The sequence below is a fragment of the Nonomuraea sp. ATR24 genome, assembly GCF_041950485.1.
In the GTDB taxonomy this organism is placed as follows: Bacteria; Actinomycetota; Actinomycetes; order Streptosporangiales; family Streptosporangiaceae; genus Nonomuraea; species Nonomuraea ceibae.
On the sequence record NZ_JBGNUU010000001.1, the window covers coordinates 98,136 to 117,932 of the forward strand.

A 19,797-nucleotide genomic window follows, 5' to 3' on the forward strand; every position below is an offset into this window, starting at 1 on the left:
AACGGCGGGCTCCCGGGATGATCGCCCTCAGCGGAAGGCCGTACGCCCTGTCGTGGAGGTGCGGGGCGATACGGTCGAGGGGTGAGCACCACAGCGTTCGACACCACGATCAACCAGGCTCGCGACCTGCTCAGGTGGCGTTCGCCGCTGCGCACCGAGTTGTGGGCGGCCCGGCTCACCGCCGACCTGGAGGCGGCCGGGGACGACGGGCTCCTCGCCCAGCTCGTACGCGACGACCGCACCGAAGCCCGCCTCGCCCTCGCCGCCCTGGCGGCCCTCCACCCCACCGAGGACGAGGCCACCGCACCGCCACCGGACACCGCCGAAGGCGAGACCACAGACGGCGACGACACCCCCACTGACTCCCCCGCCGGCACCTCCGTCTTCGCGCCGTACCGGCAGGCCGGGGTCGAGGCGACGGGGTCGCTGGCCGGCTGGGTGGCGCGGATGGGGCAGGTCACCTGCGACGGCGCATGGTACGGCCCGGCAGATCGCTACGGCGAGCAGACCCTGGCCGCGCTCGCCTTCCGCTACGCCGACGGCAAGGAGCCGCACCTGCTCGTGGTGGCCATCGACCAGGTGCACGGCGGGCTGGCCGTCGACGCGGTCGTGGAGGAGCCGAAGTTCCTCGACGACCTCGACCTCGTCCCCACCGATCCGGGGGTCGTGGCCGGGCGGATCCTCGACGCGTTCGAGGTGACGGACCTGGTGCTGGGGGCGGAGGTCGCGGAGACGCTGCCCGCCGTCCGCCCGCTCGCGCTGTCACGCGCCCGCGCCGTCCCCGACCCGGTACGCCACCCGGCCGACGACCTGATCACCCGATTCCACGATCTTCCGGACCTGCCCGGGGCTCGGGAGGCGTTCGAGAAGCTCGTCGAGTTCCTGGGGGATCGGCCGTTGTGGTGGAGCCCGGCCAGGGTGACGCGGTTCCTCACCTCATGGCTTCCCCGTGAGGCGATCCTGTCGGACGCGGCCGTCGCGGCGATGCCCGACGTCGTCCGCGCCTGGACCCGCCACCACGGCGACCACCCGGAGATCCTGCGCCGCATCGACGAGGACGCCCCGCACCTGCCGGCGCTCATGGCCGACGACTCCCTCGCGAGCCTCGGCAAGCGCATCGCCCAGCAACACCACCCCTGAGCCCCGCCCTTCCCTCGGACACCTGCCCGGAAACGGACACTCCCCTCCGGAAGGGAAGAACCGACCCACCCCACCCCACCGGACGAAGGCGAACGACCGACCCCTCTCCCCCGGAGGGACGGAGGGCCGGGCCCTCCCGGACACCCCTCCCCCGGAGGGGCGGAGAACCGATCCGACCGGACGCCCTCCCCCGGCGGGACGGAGTCCCCACTGGACGCCCACTCGCCCCGGAGGGACGGAGGGGCGGCCCTTCCCGGACGCCCCCCGGGGGGCGGACGGCCCGCCCGTCAGGACGCCCTCTCCCCGGAGAAAGGGCGAGCCGATCCGACCCGACGCCCACCCCCGGCGGGACGAAAAACCCACTGGACGCCCGAATCCCCGGAGGGGCGGCGGCCCGGACGCCCCCTCCCCTCGGAGAGGCGGACGGCCCGCCCGTCCGGACGCCCTCTCCCTGGAGGAGGGCGGGCGGCCGGACCGGCCGTCACCCGACCGCACGAAGGGGTGGTCGGGTCGTCGTACGCGGGCCTCGTAAGGGGTGGGCGTCGTGCCGAGCCCCTCACGCGAACCCGGGCGCGGGTGGGTGGCCGGATGGTGGGCTCTGCGCATGGCGCGGGGACGGCTATGCTGCGCAGTGACGTTTACGCTGCCCCCGCTCGGGCGTTGCACAGGGAGATTGATTCTGCATGTACAAGGAGTTCGCCGCCGAGGCTGTCGTCTGGGTCGTGCCGATCGTGGTGCTCATCGGTCTCGCCCTGATGATCACCGCCTGACGACGCAGCAGGGTCAGCGGTAATACTCGTAGTGCACGACGGTGTTGACCTGCTTGTCGAAGCGGATCTCACCGTCGAGCCAGCGGTTCCACATCTTCGACAGCGATCTGGTCCGGACGGTGCATCCGCCCCACCGGACGCCCTTGGGTCGGATCTGGCCGACGTAGTCGTGGCAGGATCCGACCTTACGGTTGTTGACCTTGAGGCGAGCGTTCACGCTCACCGAGTAGAGGCGCTTGCTGGATGTGTTGGTGATGCGGACCTTGATGCGGCAGGTGTCCTTGCACCGGCCGAAGTAAATCTTGTAGCGGATGAGGTGCGGTTTCGCCGCGACGGCGGCCGCGGCCTCGGTGACGGACGCGGTGGCGCCGGCCCGCGTGGTAGCGGCCTCGGCGGGTGGGACGAGCACTCCCGCGGCGGCCGTGGCGATTAAGAGCGCGCCGGCAAGACTTCTGATCATGTTGCCCCCATGGCGAACCGGTTCAGCCGCCTCCCCCAGTTGAAGGCGGCATCTCCATTGACCACCGGCAGCCGGGCGACATCAAGGAGCGGGACGGTTACGAAGCCCAGGCGAGCAGCGGCCCGTCCTTGCTGAGCCGCTTGAGCGCCTGCTTCTCCAGTTGGCGGATCCGCTCCCGGGTCAGCCCCATTTGTCGCGCAATATCGCTATATGTCCAGACCTCTTCCCCGGCGAGCCCGTACCTGAGCCTGAGGATCACCGCCTCCCTCGGCGGCAGCGACGTGATCACCTCGTTCACCGAGACGCTCAGCGCCCGCCGCTCGGCCAGCTCCTGCACCTGCGGCCCGTCCTCGTCGGCGAGCAGGTCGCCGATGCTGCTCTCGCCGTTCTCGCCGACGGGCGTGTCCAGGCTGACCGGGTCCCTGGCGAGCCCGCGCAGCCCCGCCACCTGCTCCGGCGTGCGCCCGGCGGCCTCGGCCAGCTCGTCGTCGCCGGGTGTGCGGCCGAGCGAGGCGGCGAGCGCGCGTTCGGCCCGCAGCAGCCGCGCCAGCTCCTCCGCCACGTGGACGGGCAGCCGTACGGTGCGGCTCTTGTCGTGGATGCCCCGTTCGATCGCCTGGCGGATCCACCACATCGCGTACGTGGAGAACTTGTAGCCGCGCCGGTAGTCGAACTTCTCCACCGCCCTGATCAGCCCGAGGTTGCCCTCCTGGATGACGTCGACGAGCGGCAGCCCGCGGTGGGCGTAGCGTCGGGCGGCGGCGACCACCAGCCGGAGGTTGGACCCGATGAGCAGGTCCTTGGCACGCTGGCCGTCGCGGCGGACGACGTCGAGCTCGGCGGTGCCCGCGCCGGAGCCGATGAGGTGCCCGGCGTACAGCCCGGCTTCGATCCGCTGAGCCAGCTCCACTTCGTCCGCGGCGGTGAGCAAGGGGGTCGTGCCGATCTGCTTCAGGTAAAGGCCGAGCAGATCGGGCTCTTGGACCGGCATGCCGAGGCAACTACCCGGTAAACGGCGGTGAATTCCCGTCTTCGCTGAGTTCGGCGATGGCGAGCTCGGCGGTGGTGCGGATGTCGAAGAACTTGTCGAGCGCGGTGATCGCGAACAGGTGCTTGCACCTGCCGTTGAGCCCGGACAGCAGCAGCCGTCCGCCGGACGCGGTGACGGCCTTGTGCAGGTAGACCAGGACGGACAGGCCCGAGGAGTCGCAGACCGCGACGGCCTGCATGTCGATGACAAGCATCGGCGGCTGGGTCAGGTCGAGCGCCTTGGTGACGCGATCACGGACCTCGGCCGCGGAGCCGAAATCGAAGTCGCCGGTCAGCCTTGCGATGACACACGGCCCCTGAAGCCCGAGGCTGATCGACAAGGCCTGGTCCGAAGTCACCCAGTTCCACCTACCTGCGTTGCTCTTACCTTCCCCCCACTTTACGAGAACAGTTGACGGGGGTTGAACACCAGCATCCGTTCGATCTGCTCGCCGGTCACACCAGACTCCGTCAGCGCGGCCAGCACGTCGTCGTGGATGTGATCGTATCTCCAGTTGGGCGCCAGGGCGCCGCGGGTCTCGTCCCAGGCCTCGGGAAAGTAGTCGTTGAAGCAGGCGGCGTCGTGGCTGAGCACCATCCGGTCGGCGTAGCCGCGGCGGCACAGCGCGGCGATCGTGGCCACGCGCTGCGCCGTCGGGTTGTAGAGGTCGAGCCCGAACCGGTCCATGCCGAGCGTGGCGCCGGTGTCGGCCAGCTTCATCAAGTAATCCAAATCGTTACTGTCACCGGCGTGGCCGACCACGACCTTGGCCAGGTTCACGCCCTCCTCGGCGAACAGGTCGAGCGCCGGGAGCCCGCTCTGGGTGAACGAGTTCGTGTGGACGGTGATCGGCGCGCCGGTGCGCAGGTGGGCCTGGGCGACGGCGCGGCAGACCCGCTCGACGCCGGGCGTCAGGCCCTTGTGCTCGACGACGCACTTGAGGAACGCCGCCTTGACGCCCGTGTCGGCGATGCCTTCGGTCAGGTCGCGGACGAAGTCCTCGATCATCGGGTCCGGCATGTCGATGAGCAGCCCCGGCCCCCGGTGCTCGTACTGGTGGGGCAGTTCGTCGAAGGTGTAGAGGCCGGTGGCGACGATGATGTGCAGATCGGGCACTTCAGCCGCTATGCGCTGGATGCGGGGGATGTAGCGCCCGAGCCCCCACACCGTGGGGTCGACGATCGTCCTGACCCCCTTGGCCGCCACCGCGTTCAGCTTCGTGATCGCGTCGGCGACCCGGTATTCCTCGTCCCACCAGGCGCCTTTGCCGTAGTTGTCCAGGTGCTCGGTGGAGGTGACGAACACGTGCTCGTGCATGAGCGTCTGGCCGAGCCGGTCGGCCTCGACGGGCCCGCGGACGGTGCTGACTGTGGTCATGGGGGCCTCCGTGCCTGCTGGGCCGACCGCGCCAATGTAAAGCCGCCTCACATGCACGTCAACGTACGCGCCCGGCAACCCCGCGGCGAGCGCCCGGCGGGGATCACCTGGCCAGCGCGAGCTCCAGCAGGCGGCGCAGGTCGGCGACGGGTTGGACGCCGGGGACCGGCGGGCCGCCGTCGATCACCAGGGTCGGGACGCCCGTGATGCCCCGCTCGGCCGCGCTGCGCCGGTCGGCGCGTACGTCGTCGGCGTGCGCGTCGCCGGTCAGCACCGCGTCGACTTCGCCGGCGTCCAGGCCCGCCTCCGCGCCGAGGCGGCGCAGCACGTCCGGGTCGGCCACGTTCAGGCCCTCGGTGTGGTAGGCGCGCAGCAGCCGTTCCATCATCTCGGCGGCCAGCCCGTGCCGGGCGGCGAGGAGGTTGAGCCGGTGCGCGTCGAACGTGCTCACCGGCCTGGCCAGCCCCAGGTTGAGCTCCAGGCCCTCGGCCGCGCCCAGGGCCTGGATGTGCGCGACCCTGGCCGGCGCCTGGTCGCCCCACCATTCGCTCATCGCCTCGGCGGCGGTCGGGCCGGGGACGCGGCCCTGCTCCGGCGCCAGCTCGTAGGCGCGCCAGACGAGCTCGACGGACTCCCGGCCGGCGACCGTCTCCAGGGCGGCCGCCAACCGCCTCTTGCCGATGTAGCACCACGGACAGAGCACATCGGCGTAGATTTCCACCTTCATGCGCCCGATCCTGCAACCTCAACCACGGTTGGGGTCAACTTCGGCTCAGCTGAACCCGGCCAGCTTGTAGAGGACGAGCGACCCGGCGACGGCCACGTTCAGGCTCGCGCCGGTGCCGATCATGGGGATCTCGACGACCAGGTCGAGCAGGTCGAGCGCCTCGGGCGGGATGCCGTCGGCCTCGTGGCCGAGCACGACGACGGTCGGCTGCCTGGCCATGGGCAGGTCGGCCAGCCGGACGGCCTCCTCGGCCAGCTCGACGCCGACGACCTGCTCGCCCCGCTCGCGCCGTTCGGCGAGCCAGCGCAGCGGCCGCACCCAGTGGACGCAGGCCCCGGCGCGCAGCGTGTTGCCCTTGGCCAGCGCCTCCGGCACCCACGGCAGCCGGGGCACGGCCAGGCACGCGCCGACGGCGTCGCAGGTGCGCAGCAGCGTGCCCAGATTGGCGGTGTGCATCGGCCACAGCGGCGCGACGGTCAGGTGCCCCAGGCACCGGGGTGGCCGTCGCCGCCGGGCGGACTTGAGGTCCTTGCTCGTACGGACCCTGACCCCGCTCATGCGCGCGGGCGGATCTCCTCCGCGGAGGTCTTCATGTGATGGGCGCTTTCAGCGGCACGCCCGAGCCATCGACGGGAGCCTCCAGCATAACGCGGCCGGACCCGCCCGGCCCAGGCGCGTCAGGGTGACGGCCGGCCCTGCCGGAGCCGGTGCCGTACGGCCCAGAGGACGGCGCCGGCCGCGAAGACGGCCAGGCCCGCGAGCACGGAGGCGAGCGGGAGGGTGGCGGCGAGCAGCAGGCACAGGGCCAGCCCGAGCACCGGCACGGCCTTCGGCGGCGCGCCCTCGTCGCGGCGCAGGGTGAACGCGGAGGCGTTGGCGACGGCGTAGTAGACGAGCACGCCGAAGGAGGAGAACCCGATGGCCCCGCGCAGGTCGGCGACCAGCAGCAGGACGGTCACCGCCGCCGCGACGGCGAGCTCGGCCCGGCGCGGCACCTGCGCTCCGGGGTGGACGGCGGCGAACACGCCGGGCAGGTCACGCTCCCTGGCCATCGCCAGGACCGTGCGCGACACCCCGAGCATGAGCGCGAGCAGCGCGCCGAGGGCCGCCACCGCCGCGCCGGCGACGACCACCGGCCGCATCCACTCCGCCCCGGCCGCGCTCACCACGTCGGCCAGCGGCGCGCCGGAGCCCGCCAGCCCCCACGCGGTCAGCGTGCCGAGCGCGGCCACCGCCACCAGGGCGTAGACGACGAACGTGACGGCCAGCGCGATGCCGATGGCACGCGGGATGGTCCGGGCGGGATCGCGCACCTCCTCCCCCAGCGTGGCGATCCGCGCATATCCGGCGAACGCGAAGAACAGCAGCCCGGCGCCCTGGAGCACTCCCCAGAGCCCGGGGGCGGCCAGGCCGGCGGGCGCCCCGGCGGCCTGGGCCGTGACCTGGGAAGCGCCGGGCGTGCCGCCCGCGAAGGCCGCCACGACGACCCCGGCCAGCACCAGCAGGACGAACGCCACCATCACCCGGGCCGCGGCGGCGGAGCGCTGCACCCCGAACAGGTTGAGCGCGGTGAGCACCACCACGGCGGCGATGGCCAGCGGGCGGGCGAGCGCGGGGGCCGCATAGGCGCCGAAGGTGAGCGCCATCGCGGCGCAGGAGGCGGTCTTGCCGATCGTGAAGCCCCAGCCCGCGAGGTAGCCCCAGAACGGGCCGAGGCGACGCCTGCCGTAGACGTACGTGCCGCCGGACTCGGGGTAGAGCGCGGCCAGGCGCGCCGAGGAGGTCGCGTTGCAGTAGGCCACCAGGCCGGCCAGGGCGAGCGCGGCGAGCAGCCACGTGCCGGCCGCCCGCGCGGCGGGGGCGAAGGCCGCGAACACGCCGGCGCCCACCATGGCACTGAGCCCGACGACCACCGCGTCGCCGGTGGCCAACCTTCTCGCCAGCCCTGCGGCCACGCGCCCTCCTCGTTCCAGGAGGCAACTCTGCACCATCGGGCCGACACTTTCCCATCGGCCCGGGATACGCGGGGGAAATGGCGGGCGGCGTTTCGACGAGCGCCCCGGAGCCCAGCGGGTGTGGGTGGACGGTGGGCTCCGGGGACGATCAACCCCCGGACAGAGGACGGGGAAGATCAGGCCCCGGACTCCGGTCCGGGGACGACGAGGACGGGGCGGCGGGAGTGGTGCAGGACGCGGTCGGAGGTGCTGCCCAGCAGGAGCGAGCGCACACCGCCGAGCCCCCGGGTGCCGGTGACGATCAGCTCGGCGTCCAGCTCGTCGGCCGTGTCGACGATCGTGGCCCAGACGGCCACGGCGTCGGAGGAGCAGCGCGGGGTGGCGTCCAGGCCGGCCTCGGTGGCGAGGGAGGCGCCGTGCTCGGCGAGCTCGCGCATGGCCTTGCCGATGGCCTCGTCCTCGGCGGCTGAGTTGTCGATCGTCATGATGAGCCCGGCGGACGCCCGGGCGGAGGTCATCGCCAGCCGCTCCCACACGGTCAGCACCACCGCGTGCCGGCCGGGGAACATCTTGCCGGCGAAGGCGATGGCGGCCTTGGCGTCGTCGGAGCCGTCGTAGGCGATCAGGATGGTCATGCCGATACCTCCGTGCAAAGCAAAGTGTCAGGCTCCCCCTCTAACCGAGGGAGAGCCGTTCACTCCTGCTCAGGCAAGGGCTCAGGCAAGGGGGCGGGCGAGGGCGGGCACGCGGCGGGGGGCGGGGTTGAGCGCCGACATCCCGGCCAGGGCGAGGACGGCGAGCTCGGTGACGACCACGGTGCGCTGGATCAGCCCGGCGGGGAAGTCCTCGTTGGCCAGCGGGATGCCGAACATCCGGACCACGTACGGGATCACGACGGCGACCAGGGCGACCAGGGCGATGGTGCTGAGCACGCGGACGGCGCGGGCGTGGCGGACGCGGGCCCTGGCCAGCAGCAGTCCCGCGACGGGCATGACCAGGAAGGCGACGAAGGCGGCGTAGCGGTGGACGGCGCCCGACAGCGACAGCTCGACGCCGGGCGGGTCGGTCGGGAACGCGCCGATGAGGAACATGCTCGCGCCCCACACCAGCAGCAGGGCGACGACGCGGCGGTCCGCCCCGGCCCGGCGCACGGCCTCGGCGATCAGCGTCGAGCCCACCGCGAACAGGGTCAGCGACAGCGGCAGCAGCCAGCCGGCCGCCTGGAAGGCGTACTCGCTGATCACCGTGTGCATCGGGTCCAGGCCCGTCTCGGCGTGCAGGGTGAACATGGCGCCCGCGCCGGTGCCGATGGCCGTGAATCCGCTGACAAGCAAACCCTTCATGCCTACAAACGTGGCGGAATCCGGCTTCGCGGAGTATCGGAGATCACCCCCGGCGGGCCCTGAGGAATCCCCTACTACTTCGGTCTTGATACCCCTGTCAGGGGCATGATGACCTGCGGGGATACAGACCCTGGTAGGGATTGCCCCCTCAGGGGGAGTAGGGATTTGACTTAGAGCGCGCTCAAAGGGCGACCCTGGATGCATGAGCTGCTCAGGAAGGCCCGGAGGCGGTCGGGGAGCGGCCCTGGACCACACGATCGACATGTACAGGGGACACGGATGAACAGGCGCACACTCGGCACGGACGGCCCGGAGGTCTCGGCTCTGGGGCTGGGCTGCATGGGCATGTCGGAGTTCTACGGCAAGGGCGACGAGGCGGAGTCGATCTCGGTCATTCACCGCGCCCTCGACCTGGGCATGAATTTTCTGGACACCGCCGACATGTACGGCAGCGGGCACAACGAGGAGCTGGTGGGCCGGGCGATCAAGGGCCGCCGGGACGAGGTCGTGCTCGCCACCAAGTTCGGCGTGAACCGCGCCGGCGGCGCCCGCACGATCGAGAACAGCCCCGACTACATCCGGACGGCCTGCGACGCCTCGCTGCGCCGGCTCGGCGTCGACCACATCGACCTCTACTACATGCACCGCCGCAACCCGGACGTGCCCGTCGAGGACTCGGTCGGCGCGATGGCCGAGCTGGTCCAGCAGGGCAAGGTCCGCCATCTCGGGCTGTCGGAGGTGAGCGCGGCGACGCTGCGCCGGGCGGCGGCCGTGCACCCGATCGCCGCGCTGCAGAGCGAATACTCGCTGTTCACCCGGGGCCTGGAGGCGGAGATCCTGCCCACGGCCCGCGAGCTGGGCGTGGCGCTGGTCGCCTATTCGCCGATCAGCCGGGGCTTCCTCACCGGCGCCATGCCGCCGGCCGACGAGCTGCCCGACGACGACTTCCGCAAGTGGATGCCGCGCAACACGGGACAGAACGCCGAGCACAACGCCGCCATGGTCGCCGAGGTCACCAGGATCGCCGAGGCGGCCGGGGTGACGACGGCGCAGCTCGCGCTGGCCTGGGTGCTCGCCCAGGGGCGCGACGTGGTGCCGATCCCGGGCACCAAGCGGCTGCGCTACCTGGAGGAGAACGCGGCGGCGGCGGACATCGAGCTGACCTCCGAGCAGCTCGCCGCGCTGGAGCGGGCGGTGCCCGCCGACGCGGTGCGCGGCGACCGTTACGCCGACATGGCCTACCTGGAGTCCTGAGCGGGCACGGAGCGCCGTCCGGGCAGGTCGAAGTAGGCCCGGATGGCGGTGGCTCCGGCCCGGGTGTGCACGCGGACGAGGTCGCTCAGCAGGTTGACGATGAGCAGGCCGCGCGAGCCGGGCACGCGCGGGTCGACGGGGGCGCGCCCGGCCAGCGGGTCGGTGATGTGCCCGGCGTCGCTCACCTCGCAGACCAGCCGGCCGTCGGCGTGCCACACGCGGATCACGCCGGCGCCGCCGCCGTGGTCGAGGCTGTTGGCGCTGAGCTCGGCGACGACCAGCCGGATGTCGTCGAGCCGCTCGCCGGTGAACCCCAGCTTGTCGCCCACCTCACCGGCGAGCAGGCGGGCCGCCGCCAGGTTGTGGCGGTCGAAGCGGAGCGCGACGTGCTCGCCCGGCTCGTCGAGCGGGCGGTTGTGCCCGTCGACGACCGCCTGAGGAGCGTAGAGGTCGCTGATGCGCTCCCCCTCCTCGTCGAGCAGCACGGGGTGGGTGAGCTCGGCCTCGCGGATGACCTCGGGATCGAGCCCGTCCAGGTCGTACGGGCACAGGATCGTGACCTGCCTGCCCCGGAACGCGTAGTTGATCAGCGCCTCGTGCTGGGCGCACGCCGGGTATTCGGTCGCGCTGCGCCCGGGCCAGATCGGCTCGCCGATGATGCGCACGTGCTCGCCGGGATGGCGGTCGGCGAAGTCGCGCAGCACGCCGGGGATGATCCGCCCGGGATTGCGCCCCGCCTTGAGCATGTCGAGCATGGTCACACGGGCGGCATCGGCGCCCAGCACGGCCTCGATCAGCTCGAGGTTACGCGCCGGAACGGCGACGGCCACGGGCTCGCCGGCGTCCAGGCCCTCGCGGATGAACCGGGTCGTGGCAGCAACGTATTCCCGATCGCCTCTGTAGAAGAGTGCCGGGTGCACGAACGGGTCTGCCAACATCGCCTTTCACGCTACCCGGCGTTGGTGTCATCAAGGCCGAGTGTTGGGTAGCTATTCAGTGTGAAGAGACTTCAGATCGTACAGCGGCCCCGGCCCCCTCGCCGCCCGCTCCCCCTCGATCTGCGTACCCCCGCAGGCCGTCCACTCCCGTTCTGACCGATGCGACCCTATGCTCAAGACATGTCGGAAATGCAGATCCGCGCATCCGACGCGGATCGGGAACTCGTCACCCAGCAGTTGCAGCGCGCCTTCACCGAGGGGCGTCTGGACCAGTTCGAGCTGGAGGACCGGCTCGAACGGGCGCTGAGTGCCAAGGTTCAGAGCGACCTGGTCAAGGTCGTCGAGGACCTGCCCGCCGACACGCCGCAGGCCGACGACGTGGTCGTGCTGGAGACCAAGCATGACGAGCTCAAGCGCGCCGGCGACTGGGCGGTGCCGCGCCGGCTGCGTGCCGTCTCCAAGCACGGCGGCGTCCACCTCGATTTCAGCCAGGCGGTCATCGCCCATCCCGTGGTGGAGGTCGAGCTCGACCTCAAGTACGGCTCGGCCAAGATCGTGCTGCCGCCGGGCGCCTCGGCCAACGTCGACGGGTTCCGCACCACGTACGGCACCACGTCCACCGCCGACGTGCCCGGGCGTCAGCGGCCCGGGGTGCTGCACGTGGTGGTGACGGGCGAGACCAAGTACGGCGCGCTCGCGGTCCGCTATCCGCGCAAGCGCTGGTTCACCCAGTCGTGAAACGCGGAGATGTGGTGCTCGCTGGGCACCAGCACGCCGCCGTCGGCGTAGGCGCGTGACGACATGCCGAGCTGGGTCCGCTCGCAGGCGTCGAAGTCCTGCTCGTTGACCCGGTGGAACAGCTCGACGGAGCGCGACAGGTCGGCCCCCGAGGCGACCACGTCGGGGTGGTAGAGCCAGTCGCACTCCACGATCGTGCGGTCGGCGGCCAGCGGGAACATCCGGTGCACGATCACGTGGTCGGGCACCAAATTGACGAAGACCTGCGGCTTGACGGTGACCGCGTAGTAGCGCCGGTCCTGCTCGGGCGCGACGTCGGGCAGCTTGCCGAACCCGGCGGCGCCGTCGACGGTGAACCCCTCGGCCCGCTCGGCGAACGCGGCGCCGTGCCCGACGTAGTACTGGGCCGCGTATCCTCCGGCGAACTCCGGCAGCACCGCCGTGAGCTCGGGGTGGATGGTCGCGCAGTGGTAGCACTCCATGAAGTTCTCGACGATGAGCTTCCAGTTGGCGCGCACGTCGTAGCGGACGCGGCGGCCCACGGCGAGCTCGTCGGCGTGGTAGCGATCGATGGCGGCCGGGTCGCCGAGCCGTTCGGTGGCGGCGTGGGTCACGCTCTCCTCGAACGGTGGCGGCTCGTCGGCCAGGCAGATCCACGCGTAGCCGAGCCATTCGCGCAGCGCCACGGGCACCAGGCCGTAGGCGACCCGGTCGACGTCCGGCATCCTCGCCAGGTTGGGCGCCGCCGCCAGCGTGCCGTCGAGGTCGTAGGACCAGGCGTGGTAGGCGCACCGGATCGTCCGCCTGATCTCGCCGCCCTCCTCCAGGCACAGCCGCGCGCCGCGGTGCCGGCAGACGTTGAGGAAGGCCCGCAGCAGCCCGTCGCGGCCCCGCACCACGATGACGCTCTCGCGCCCGGCCTGGACGGTACGGAACGCGCCCGGGGCGGCGAGCTCGGCGGATCTGACCGCGCAGAACCAGAGCGATTCGAAGATCAGGGCCTGCTCGCGGGCGAACACCTCGGGGTCGGTGTAGGAGCGTCCGGGCAGCGTGGAGATCAGGCTCGATGTGCTGGTCAACAGACACTCCTTGTTGCGTAATACGCACCGAGTTGCCCTATATGCGAAATAGTCAGCTCGGCCTAGGAGGCTGTCAAGAGGTAGCCGCTGGCCCACCTGAGCCACCGGGTGCACAGGCCGGTCGCGACCCGTTTCGGCACCAGCCGGGCCAGCGGCTCGTGCCGGTTGGTGATCTCGATCCCGGCGAGCACGGCCGAGCGGCGCACCATCCTGGCGCGGGCCCGCTCGTAGGCGCGCAGGTCGCCGGTGACCGAGCGCGCCAGCAGCCAGGCGTCCTCCAGCGCCTGGTTGGCGCCCTGCGCCAGGGTCGGCGGCATGGTGTGCGCCGAGTCGCCGGCCAGCGTGGTCGGCCCGTGCCCCCACACGTCCGGGATCTTCCACGTGTGGTGCGGGAAGAACTCGGGCGCGGTCATCGTGGCGAGGATGCGCGGCACCGGGTCGGGCAGGTCGCCGAACAGCCGCCGCAGCTTCCCCACCGGGTCGGGGTCGTCGCCCCACAGCGGCCTGCCGGGAGCCGTGCGCACGTCGAACCACCACAGCAGCCGCCCGCCGCCCGCCGGGATCAGCCCGCACAGCCCGCCCTCGCCGGAGATCAGGACGGCCCGGCCCGCGGAGATGAGCGGGGTCGGCTCGGTGGTGAACCCCTGCCAGGTCGCCCAGCCGCTGAGCCGCGCGGGATCGCCGCCCAGCATGGCGTGCCGGACCGCCGACCGGCGCCCGTCCGCGCCCACCAGCACGTCGCCGCGGACCGTCCGGCCGCCGGCCAGCCGCGCACGCGCGCCGCCTGGGTCGACGTCCTCGGCGGCGGCGCCGTACGTGACCGGGACGCCCTCGGCGAGCAGCGCGACCAGCTCGCCGCGCGCCACGTGCACGGTGGGATGGCCGTAGGCGCGCTCGGCGTCGGTGAGGTCGGCGGCGCTGAGCATCCGCCCCCGCGCCGACCAGGACTCCAGCGTCTCCAGCCGCCGCCCGGCGGCGGCGGCGTCGATGCCGAGCTCGCGCAGGATCGCGGTGCTGCCCGGCCAGAGCGTGACGGACCCGCCGGCCGTGCGCGGCTCCGGGGCCTCCTCGAACACCTCGACCTCGTGCCCGCCGCCCATCAGAGCGCGCGCGAGAGCGAGACCCGCCACGCCCGCCCCGATCACGACCACTCTCACGAAGAGGACAGATACCCGCTTTACGTCGGCTTGATATCGATGATGCTAGTGGGGTGCAAGCGTCGGTCAAGGTTTGCGCCATACTGTCCCCTCGTTCCTACACCAACGAAGGGCAAGACCATGACTCCCCCTCGCCGCATCGCGATCGCGATCGCGACGCTCACCCTTGCCGGCCTCACCACCGCGTGCGGCGCGATCGGCACCGCGGTCGACTGCAACAAGGTCGCCAGCGAGGTCACCACGATCATGAACGGCTTCAGCACCTCGGTCGCGGGCGCCGCCACCGACCCCTCCGCCATGGAGAAGGCCGGCCAGGAGGCCGCCGGCAAGATCAAGACCCTGGCCGCCGACTATGACGGCGAGCTCCGCTCGGCCCTCGACGAGATGGCCAGCGGCATGGAGAGCATCAAGATCGACGCTGCGAACCCGACCGCCGCCATGGACGCCGTCACCAAGCTCCAGAGCTCCGCGACGAAGATCCAGGGCGCCTGCAGCTGATGACGTTCCGCATGAAACCGGTCTAGTCTTGCTGCCCGTGACGGGCGACACGCTGGTGGGGCGGCCCAAGGTCGGCGCCACTCTCTCCGGTTTCATGACCCGGTTCAACCCCTGGCTGAGGGGCGACCGCCTGCGGGTCGGGCTCCTCAGCCTGGTGTCGGCCGTCGCGTACGCCGTGATCGGCCTGGTGGAGCTGGCCACCTACCGCACCAGCACCTTCGACCTGGTCATCCTCGACCAGACCGTGCGCAACTACGCGTCCTTCCGGCTCCCGTACGCGCCGGTCCTCGGCGCCTTCCACGACCGGGGGCTGGACTACCTCCAGCTCGCCGACCACTTCTCGCCCATCTACGCGCTGCTGGCGCCTTTCTACTGGGTGCACGACGGGCCCGGGTCGCTGATCGTGGCGCAGGCGCTGCTGTTCGCGGCGGCGATCCCGTTCATCTGGCTGTTCACCCGCCGCGTGCTGGGTCTCGGCCCCGCCTACCTGGTCGCGCTGGCCTACGCGCTGTCGTGGCCGGTGGCGCAGGCGGTGGCGTTCGACGCGCACGAGGTCATGTTCGTGCCGCTGCTGACCGCCGTCGCGATCGAGCGCTACCAGGCCGGCCGGCACCTGCCCGCCTTCGTGGCCCTGTTCACGCTCCTCCTGGTCAAGGAGGACATGGGGCTGATGGTGATCGGGTTCGGCGCCTACCTGTTCGCCGTGGGCGACCGCTTCCGCGGCGTGTGCTGCGCGGCCGTGGGGCTGGGCGGGGTGATGCTGACCCGGGGCGCGCTCGTCCCGATGCTGGGCGGGCAGGCGTCCGACTTCTGGGCCTACGGCCATCTCGGGCCGGACGTGCCGGGCGCGGTGCTGACGATGCTGCGCGATCCGCTCGCCGCGCTGCTGCTGCCCTTCAGCGAGGAGGCCAAGGTCGACACGCTGTTCCTGCTGGCGTGGCCGACGCTGCTGCTGTGCCTGCTGTCGCCGCTGTCGCTGGTGGCGCTGCCGCATGTGCTCGAACGCATGCTGGCCGACCGTCATCTGTGGTGGCAGGCGGACTTCCAGTACAACGCCTTCACGGTGGCGATCCTGTTCTGCGCGGGCGTGGACGGGCTGGCCCGGCTGCTGCGCTGGGTCAAGCGGCCCGGCGACCGGTCGCTGACGCTGGCGTGGGCGGTGGCGGTGTGCGCGGTGGCGGTCACGCTGGTGCCGAGGTTCGCCCTGGACCAGCTCTACCATCCCGCCTTCTACAAGGGCGACCCGGTCAAGACGGCCGCGGCCGAGGCGGCGGTCGCGCACGTGCCGTCGGGGGTGACGGTCGAGGCGGCCAACTCCGTCGGGCCCGCCCTGAGCAGCCGCGCCACGGTCCTGCTGTGGACGGGACGGCCGCAGGGCGCGCCCTGGGTGGTGGCCGACACGGCCCGCTGGGAGTTCCCGTTCGGCACCGCCGAGGAGCAGTTCGCCCAGGTGGGCAGGCTGATGGCGGAGGGCTACACGAAGGTGTTCGAGCGCGACGGCTACGTGGTGCTCAACCGGGCTCCATGACCTCAGCCGGGGGTCACGGCCTCGGGCGCGCTGAGGTGCTCGGCGATGGCGGTCTGCCAGCCGCGCAGGTAGTCGGCGTAGCCGTCAGCGAACCCGCGCAGCTCGCGGGCGCCCTGCGGGGACAGGGCGGTGAGGTCGTAGACGACCTCGGCCGTGCTGCCGCCCCGGGTGTCGCCGGTGACGGTCACGGTGACCGTGCCGGCCCGGGAGCCGGGGGTGACGCGGGCGTAGCAGACGCGGCGGCCCTCCTGGCGGTCGACCACGATCCAGGTGGTGCGCTCGCCGTGGGTGTCGGTCTCGAAGACCGTGCCGGGCGCGCAGTCGTCGTCGGCGGGCATCGGGAAGCGCGGCCGCCAGCCCTTGACCCAGCGCTCCTCGCCGCGCGGCGTGAACAGCAGCAGCGCCTCGGCGGGCGGCAGCGGCACCGCGACCAGGCCGCTGAGCGAATACTGCACCCCCGTCACCGGGTGACCAGCCGGTGCGCGTCGTCGGCGGTCAGGGTGAGGCCGTAGACGGACTTGAGCTGGTCGATCTTGCCGAGCGTCTCGGGCGAGAACGGCGCCCGCCCCTCGAAGGCGTGGAGCGTGATGCCCTCGACGAGGTCGCCCAGGGACATGTCCAGGTATTCCGCCAGCCCCTTGAGGACCTTGAGCAGGTTCTTCTCCACCCGGAGGCCGGTCTGGGTCCGCTCCGCTGTTACCATGGTAACAATATACCTCAATTCGGGCGGGCTGTCGGGCGGGCGGCCGCCTCGGCGTAGGCGCGGTCGAACCCGGCCAGGACCGCGGGCCACGAGCCCGCCGCCGGCGGTGTGGCGCGGTTGTGCCGGGTGATCCGCTCGCGCAGCTCGCGGTCCACGCTGAGCCTGGCCACGGCGTCGGCCAGCGCGTTCACGTCAGGGCCGAGCAGGCCCTCGGTGCCGTCGCTGACGAAGTCGGCCACCCCGCTCTGCGACCGCGCCACCACCGGCAGCCCGGCCGCGCGCGCCTCCAGGGCGGCGATGCCGAACGACTCGCGCGGCGCCGGGGCTACGAACACGTCGGCCGACTCCAGCACCTTGGCGATCTGCTCGCGGGTGTGGCGGCCCGGCAGCGACACCCAGCCGGTCATGCCGTGCCGGGCCAGGTAGCGCTCCATCGAGGCGCGGGCCGGGCCGTCGCCGACCACGGTCGCGCGCAGCGGGATCTCCGCCGGGACCCGCGACCTGGCCAGCTCCAGCAGCTTGAGCAGGCGTACCGGATGCTTGCGCGGGGCCAGCCTGCCGACGGCCACGACGTGCACCTCGCCCCGGTCGTCGGGGCCGCTCTCGGCGGGGAAGCGGCGCCAGCCCGACAGGTCCAGCCCGTTGGACACCACGTGCACCGGCACCCGGGGCCCGGCGACCGCGCGGATCGGGACCGCCGCCGCGTTGCTGACCGTGGTGGCCACCAGCCCCCACCGCTGCCACCCGTACGCCGTGCCGAGCAGCCGGTAGAGGGCGCGCGTGACCGGATCCCACATGCTGTGGACCGTCACCACGCACGGCAGCCCGAGCCGGACGGCGGCGCGCACGCCCTGCCAGGCGAACGGCGATACGGCCCCCGTGTGCACGTGCACCACGTCGGGCCGGGACCCGGCCAGGCGGCGGGTGAGATGCCTCACGCCCGCCGGGTGCACCGGCAGGTCGAACGGGACACGCGCCACGATCCGGTGCACACCGGGCAGCGCCTCGCCCCGGGTGGCGGTGGCCAGCTCCACCTCGTGTCCGGACTCGCGCTGCATTCGCACGAGATCGGCGACCTGCACCTCGATTCCCCCGAGTCTCGGCAGGTAACAGTCACTCACGTGAAAGATCCGCACCCCTCCCAGACTAATCTGGGCCTGTGCCTCCACGTACCGCTGTGTTCTTCCATGCCCACCCCGACGACGAGGCCCTGCTGACGGCGGGCACGATGGCGATGCTCGCGGCCGAAGGGCACCGCGTGGTGCTCGTGGTGGCCACCGCGGGCGAGCGCGGCCTGGCGGAGATCCGGCCGGGCGAGGCGCTCGGCGAGACCCGCATGAAGGAGCTCTACGCCTCGGCCGCCGCGCTCGGCTGCGCCCGCGTCGAGTGCCTGGGCTACGGCGACTCGGGGCTGAGCCCGAAGGGCGGCATCGCCGAGGAGCGGCCCGACAACGCCTTCATCGACGCCGACACGGAGAAGGCCGCCACCGCGCTGGCCGCCATCCTCCAGGAGGAGAGCGCCGACCTGCTGTCGATCTACGACCCGGCGGGCGGCTACGGCCATCCCGACCACGTGCAGGTGCACCGGGTGGGCAGGCGCGCGGCGGAGATCGCCGGCACGCGGGTCGTGCTGGAGGCGACGGTCAACCGCGACCCGCTGGTCAAGCTGCTCAAGGCGGCGGGCAAGGTCTACCGGTTCCCGCCGGAGTTCGACGTGCGCACGTTCGAGAGCGCCTACTCCTCCGGCGAGACCATCACCCACCGCGTCAACGTGCGCCGCTACGCCCGGCAGAAGCGGGCGTCGATGGAGGCCCACGCCTCGCAGGCGACCGGCGGCGACACCGACCGCACGCTGGCCGTGATGCTCAAGGTGCCGGGGCCGCTCTACCGGCTGGTGTTCGGCACCGAGTGGTTCGTCCGCCGCGACCTGCCCCCGGGTACGAGGCTGCGTCATCCCTTCGACCGATGGCCCAAGTAGCCGGCTACCGGCAGACTGGGCTCCGATGAAGAACAAGTGGCTCCAGATCACGCTGTCCGTCCTGTCGCTCGGGCTCGCGGTGCTGCTGGTGGTCTATCTGCCGCAGATCGTGCAGACGCTGACCGGCAAGCCCGTCTCCTGGCAGGAGATCGGCGCCGTGTTCGGCACGCTCGACGCCGGCATGATCGCGCTGATGACGGCCGTGTGGCTGCTGAGCCTGCTCGCCTACACGTTCGTGCTGACCGGGTCGCTGCCGGGGCTGGGCCACACGCAGGCGCTCACGCTCAACGCCGCCGGGAGCGCGGTCAGCAACCTGCTGCCGTTCGGCGGCGCGGCCGGGGTGGCGCTGACGTTCGCGATGACCAGGGGCTGGGGGTTCGCCAACCGGCCGATCGTGGTCATGACGCTCGTCAGCGGGATCTGGAACACGCTGTTCAGGTTCATCCTGCCGGCCGTCGGGATCATCGCGCTGCTGCTGGCCGGGCAGGCGCCCAACGCGACCGTGGCCAACGCCGGCTGGGTCGGCGCGATCTCGATCCTGGCCCTGTGCGCGGTGGTCGCCGCCGCCCTCTACTGGGACCGGGCCGCCGCCGTGCTGGGCCGGGGGCTCGACTTCCTGGCCAGGCTGGTGCGGCTCAAGGTCCGCCCGTCGCAGGCGTTCGAGAGGCTGCGCCACGACACCGCCACCGTCGTGCGGACCCGGTGGCCGATCATGTCGTTCGGCATGGTGTTCTTCCTCGGCTTCCAGTGGGCGATCATGGCCGCCTGCATGCTGGCCACCGGCGCCTGGCCGGGGCTCGCCGAGTCGATCGCCGTCTTCGCGCTGTCGCGGGTGCTCACGGCGGTGCTCGTCACGCCGAGCGGCGCCGGGATCATGGAGTCGGGGGTGGTCGTGCTGCTGACCACGTTCGGCGTGGCGGCCCCGCCGGCGACGGCCGCCGCACTGCTCTTCGGTTTCTGGACTTACACTATCGAGATCCCGTTCGGCGGCCTCGCGCTGGGGGCGTGGGCGCTCCTGCGCAGGCGCAACAGCCGAGGCGCCGCAGCGGATCCCCCGTCCACGATCTCGAAGGCCCCCCAGTGACTATCCCGAACCCTCCACGTAATCAACCCCGGGCCTTG

22 protein-coding genes are annotated in these 19,797 nt (G+C 72.1%); 7 read left to right on the forward strand and 15 right to left on the reverse strand.

The window, feature by feature from the left end; genetic code table 11:
- Nucleotides 1-81 precede the first annotated feature (81 nt).
- A complete protein-coding gene (locus ACBI99_RS00455) occupies nt 82-1,140 on the forward strand; it encodes a hypothetical protein (RefSeq protein ID WP_375071404.1) in 1,059 nt (352 codons plus the stop codon).
- 783 nt (nt 1,141-1,923) lie between these two features.
- Here ACBI99_RS00455 and ACBI99_RS00460 read toward each other — a convergent pair.
- The 9 genes from ACBI99_RS00460 to ACBI99_RS00500 form a co-directional block, all read right to left on the reverse strand.
- Nucleotides 1,924-2,370, reverse strand: coding sequence for a hypothetical protein (locus ACBI99_RS00460; RefSeq protein WP_375071405.1), 447 nt, complete (start codon nt 2,368-2,370; stop codon nt 1,924-1,926).
- A 97-nt stretch (nt 2,371-2,467) separates the two neighbouring features.
- Nucleotides 2,468-3,361, reverse strand: coding sequence for an RNA polymerase sigma factor RpoD/SigA (locus tag ACBI99_RS00465; RefSeq protein WP_219510253.1), 894 nt, complete (start codon nt 3,359-3,361; stop codon nt 2,468-2,470).
- A 10-nt stretch (nt 3,362-3,371) separates the two neighbouring features.
- A complete protein-coding gene (locus ACBI99_RS00470) occupies nt 3,372-3,758 on the reverse strand; it encodes an STAS domain-containing protein (protein WP_219510221.1) in 387 nt (128 codons plus the stop codon).
- 41 nt (nt 3,759-3,799) lie between these two features.
- Complete coding sequence (locus ACBI99_RS00475) at nt 3,800-4,777, reverse strand: phosphotriesterase (RefSeq protein ID WP_219510222.1); 978 nt, start codon at nt 4,775-4,777, stop codon at nt 3,800-3,802.
- A gap of 103 nt (nt 4,778-4,880) precedes the next feature.
- Complete coding sequence (locus tag ACBI99_RS00480) at nt 4,881-5,504, reverse strand: DsbA family oxidoreductase (RefSeq protein WP_375071406.1); 624 nt, start codon at nt 5,502-5,504, stop codon at nt 4,881-4,883.
- Nucleotides 5,505-5,549: 45 nt separating this feature from the next.
- Nucleotides 5,550-6,062 carry a TrmH family RNA methyltransferase gene (locus ACBI99_RS00485; RefSeq protein WP_219510224.1) on the reverse strand — a complete coding sequence of 171 codons (513 nt, stop codon included), beginning with the start codon at nt 6,060-6,062 and terminating at the stop codon, nt 5,550-5,552.
- A gap of 119 nt (nt 6,063-6,181) precedes the next feature.
- The gene (locus tag ACBI99_RS00490) at nt 6,182-7,495 is read right to left on the reverse strand and encodes an APC family permease (RefSeq protein ID WP_375071407.1); all 1,314 of its coding nucleotides are present in this window, start codon (nt 7,493-7,495) and stop codon (nt 6,182-6,184) included.
- A 140-nt stretch (nt 7,496-7,635) separates the two neighbouring features.
- Nucleotides 7,636-8,094, reverse strand: coding sequence for a universal stress protein (locus ACBI99_RS00495; RefSeq protein ID WP_219510226.1), 459 nt, complete (start codon nt 8,092-8,094; stop codon nt 7,636-7,638).
- Between the two features lie 81 nt (nt 8,095-8,175).
- Nucleotides 8,176-8,802, reverse strand: coding sequence for a DUF998 domain-containing protein (locus ACBI99_RS00500; protein ID WP_357585633.1), 627 nt, complete (start codon nt 8,800-8,802; stop codon nt 8,176-8,178).
- 279 nt (nt 8,803-9,081) lie between these two features.
- On the opposite strand from ACBI99_RS00500, the gene ACBI99_RS00505 reads away from it, so the two are divergent.
- Nucleotides 9,082-10,056, forward strand: a complete 975-nt coding sequence (locus ACBI99_RS00505) for an aldo/keto reductase (RefSeq protein WP_219510228.1) — start codon at nt 9,082-9,084, stop codon at nt 10,054-10,056.
- On the opposite strand, the gene ACBI99_RS00510 is transcribed toward ACBI99_RS00505, so the two are convergent.
- Nucleotides 10,041-10,994: an anti-sigma factor RsbA family regulatory protein gene (locus ACBI99_RS00510; RefSeq protein ID WP_219510229.1), complete on the reverse strand. Its 954-nt coding sequence runs from the start codon at nt 10,992-10,994 to the stop codon at nt 10,041-10,043. The genes ACBI99_RS00505 and ACBI99_RS00510 overlap by 16 nt on opposite strands.
- A gap of 180 nt (nt 10,995-11,174) precedes the next feature.
- Here ACBI99_RS00510 and ACBI99_RS00515 point away from each other — a divergent pair, with 180 nt between their 5' ends.
- The gene (locus tag ACBI99_RS00515; RefSeq protein ID WP_246646102.1) at nt 11,175-11,732 is read left to right on the forward strand and encodes a DUF1707 domain-containing protein; all 558 of its coding nucleotides are present in this window, start codon (nt 11,175-11,177) and stop codon (nt 11,730-11,732) included.
- Here ACBI99_RS00515 and ACBI99_RS00520 read toward each other — a convergent pair.
- Nucleotides 11,699-12,811 carry an SRPBCC family protein gene (locus ACBI99_RS00520; protein ID WP_375071409.1) on the reverse strand — a complete coding sequence of 371 codons (1,113 nt, stop codon included), beginning with the start codon at nt 12,809-12,811 and terminating at the stop codon, nt 11,699-11,701. The two genes, ACBI99_RS00515 and ACBI99_RS00520, sit on opposite strands and share 34 nt — an antisense overlap.
- A gap of 62 nt (nt 12,812-12,873) precedes the next feature.
- Nucleotides 12,874-13,968 (reverse strand): NAD(P)/FAD-dependent oxidoreductase, encoded by a 1,095-nt coding sequence (locus ACBI99_RS00525; protein ID WP_357585629.1) that lies wholly within the window; start codon nt 13,966-13,968, stop codon nt 12,874-12,876.
- 120 nt (nt 13,969-14,088) lie between these two features.
- Here ACBI99_RS00525 and ACBI99_RS00530 point away from each other — a divergent pair, with 120 nt between their 5' ends.
- Both ACBI99_RS00530 and ACBI99_RS00535 read left to right on the forward strand, forming a co-directional pair.
- Nucleotides 14,089-14,466: a hypothetical protein gene (locus tag ACBI99_RS00530; RefSeq protein WP_219510233.1), complete on the forward strand. Its 378-nt coding sequence runs from the start codon at nt 14,089-14,091 to the stop codon at nt 14,464-14,466.
- 37 nt (nt 14,467-14,503) lie between these two features.
- Entirely contained in the window at nt 14,504-15,994 is a 1,491-nt protein-coding gene (locus ACBI99_RS00535) for a DUF2079 domain-containing protein (RefSeq protein ID WP_308126010.1), read from the forward strand.
- Nucleotides 15,995-15,996: 2 nt separating this feature from the next.
- Here the strand turns inward: ACBI99_RS00535 and ACBI99_RS00540 are convergent, their stop codons facing one another.
- From ACBI99_RS00540 to ACBI99_RS00550, 3 genes are read right to left on the reverse strand one after another with little or no spacing between them, the layout of a single operon-like run.
- Nucleotides 15,997-16,458: a hypothetical protein gene (locus ACBI99_RS00540; RefSeq protein ID WP_357585625.1), complete on the reverse strand. Its 462-nt coding sequence runs from the start codon at nt 16,456-16,458 to the stop codon at nt 15,997-15,999.
- On the reverse strand, nt 16,455-16,697 hold the full coding sequence (locus tag ACBI99_RS00545; protein WP_219510235.1) for a hypothetical protein: 243 nt from the start codon (nt 16,695-16,697) through the stop codon (nt 16,455-16,457). The genes ACBI99_RS00540 and ACBI99_RS00545 overlap by 4 nt, the downstream gene beginning before the upstream one ends.
- Before the next feature lie 14 nt (nt 16,698-16,711).
- The gene (locus tag ACBI99_RS00550; protein ID WP_375071410.1) at nt 16,712-17,818 is read right to left on the reverse strand and encodes a glycosyltransferase family 4 protein; all 1,107 of its coding nucleotides are present in this window, start codon (nt 17,816-17,818) and stop codon (nt 16,712-16,714) included.
- 38 nt (nt 17,819-17,856) lie between these two features.
- Here ACBI99_RS00550 and ACBI99_RS00555 point away from each other — a divergent pair, with 38 nt between their 5' ends.
- Nucleotides 17,857-18,675: a PIG-L deacetylase family protein gene (locus tag ACBI99_RS00555; RefSeq protein ID WP_375071411.1), complete on the forward strand. Its 819-nt coding sequence runs from the start codon at nt 17,857-17,859 to the stop codon at nt 18,673-18,675.
- A gap of 25 nt (nt 18,676-18,700) precedes the next feature.
- The gene (locus tag ACBI99_RS00560; protein ID WP_219510237.1) at nt 18,701-19,759 is read left to right on the forward strand and encodes a lysylphosphatidylglycerol synthase domain-containing protein; all 1,059 of its coding nucleotides are present in this window, start codon (nt 18,701-18,703) and stop codon (nt 19,757-19,759) included.
- Nucleotides 19,760-19,797 lie beyond the last annotated feature (38 nt).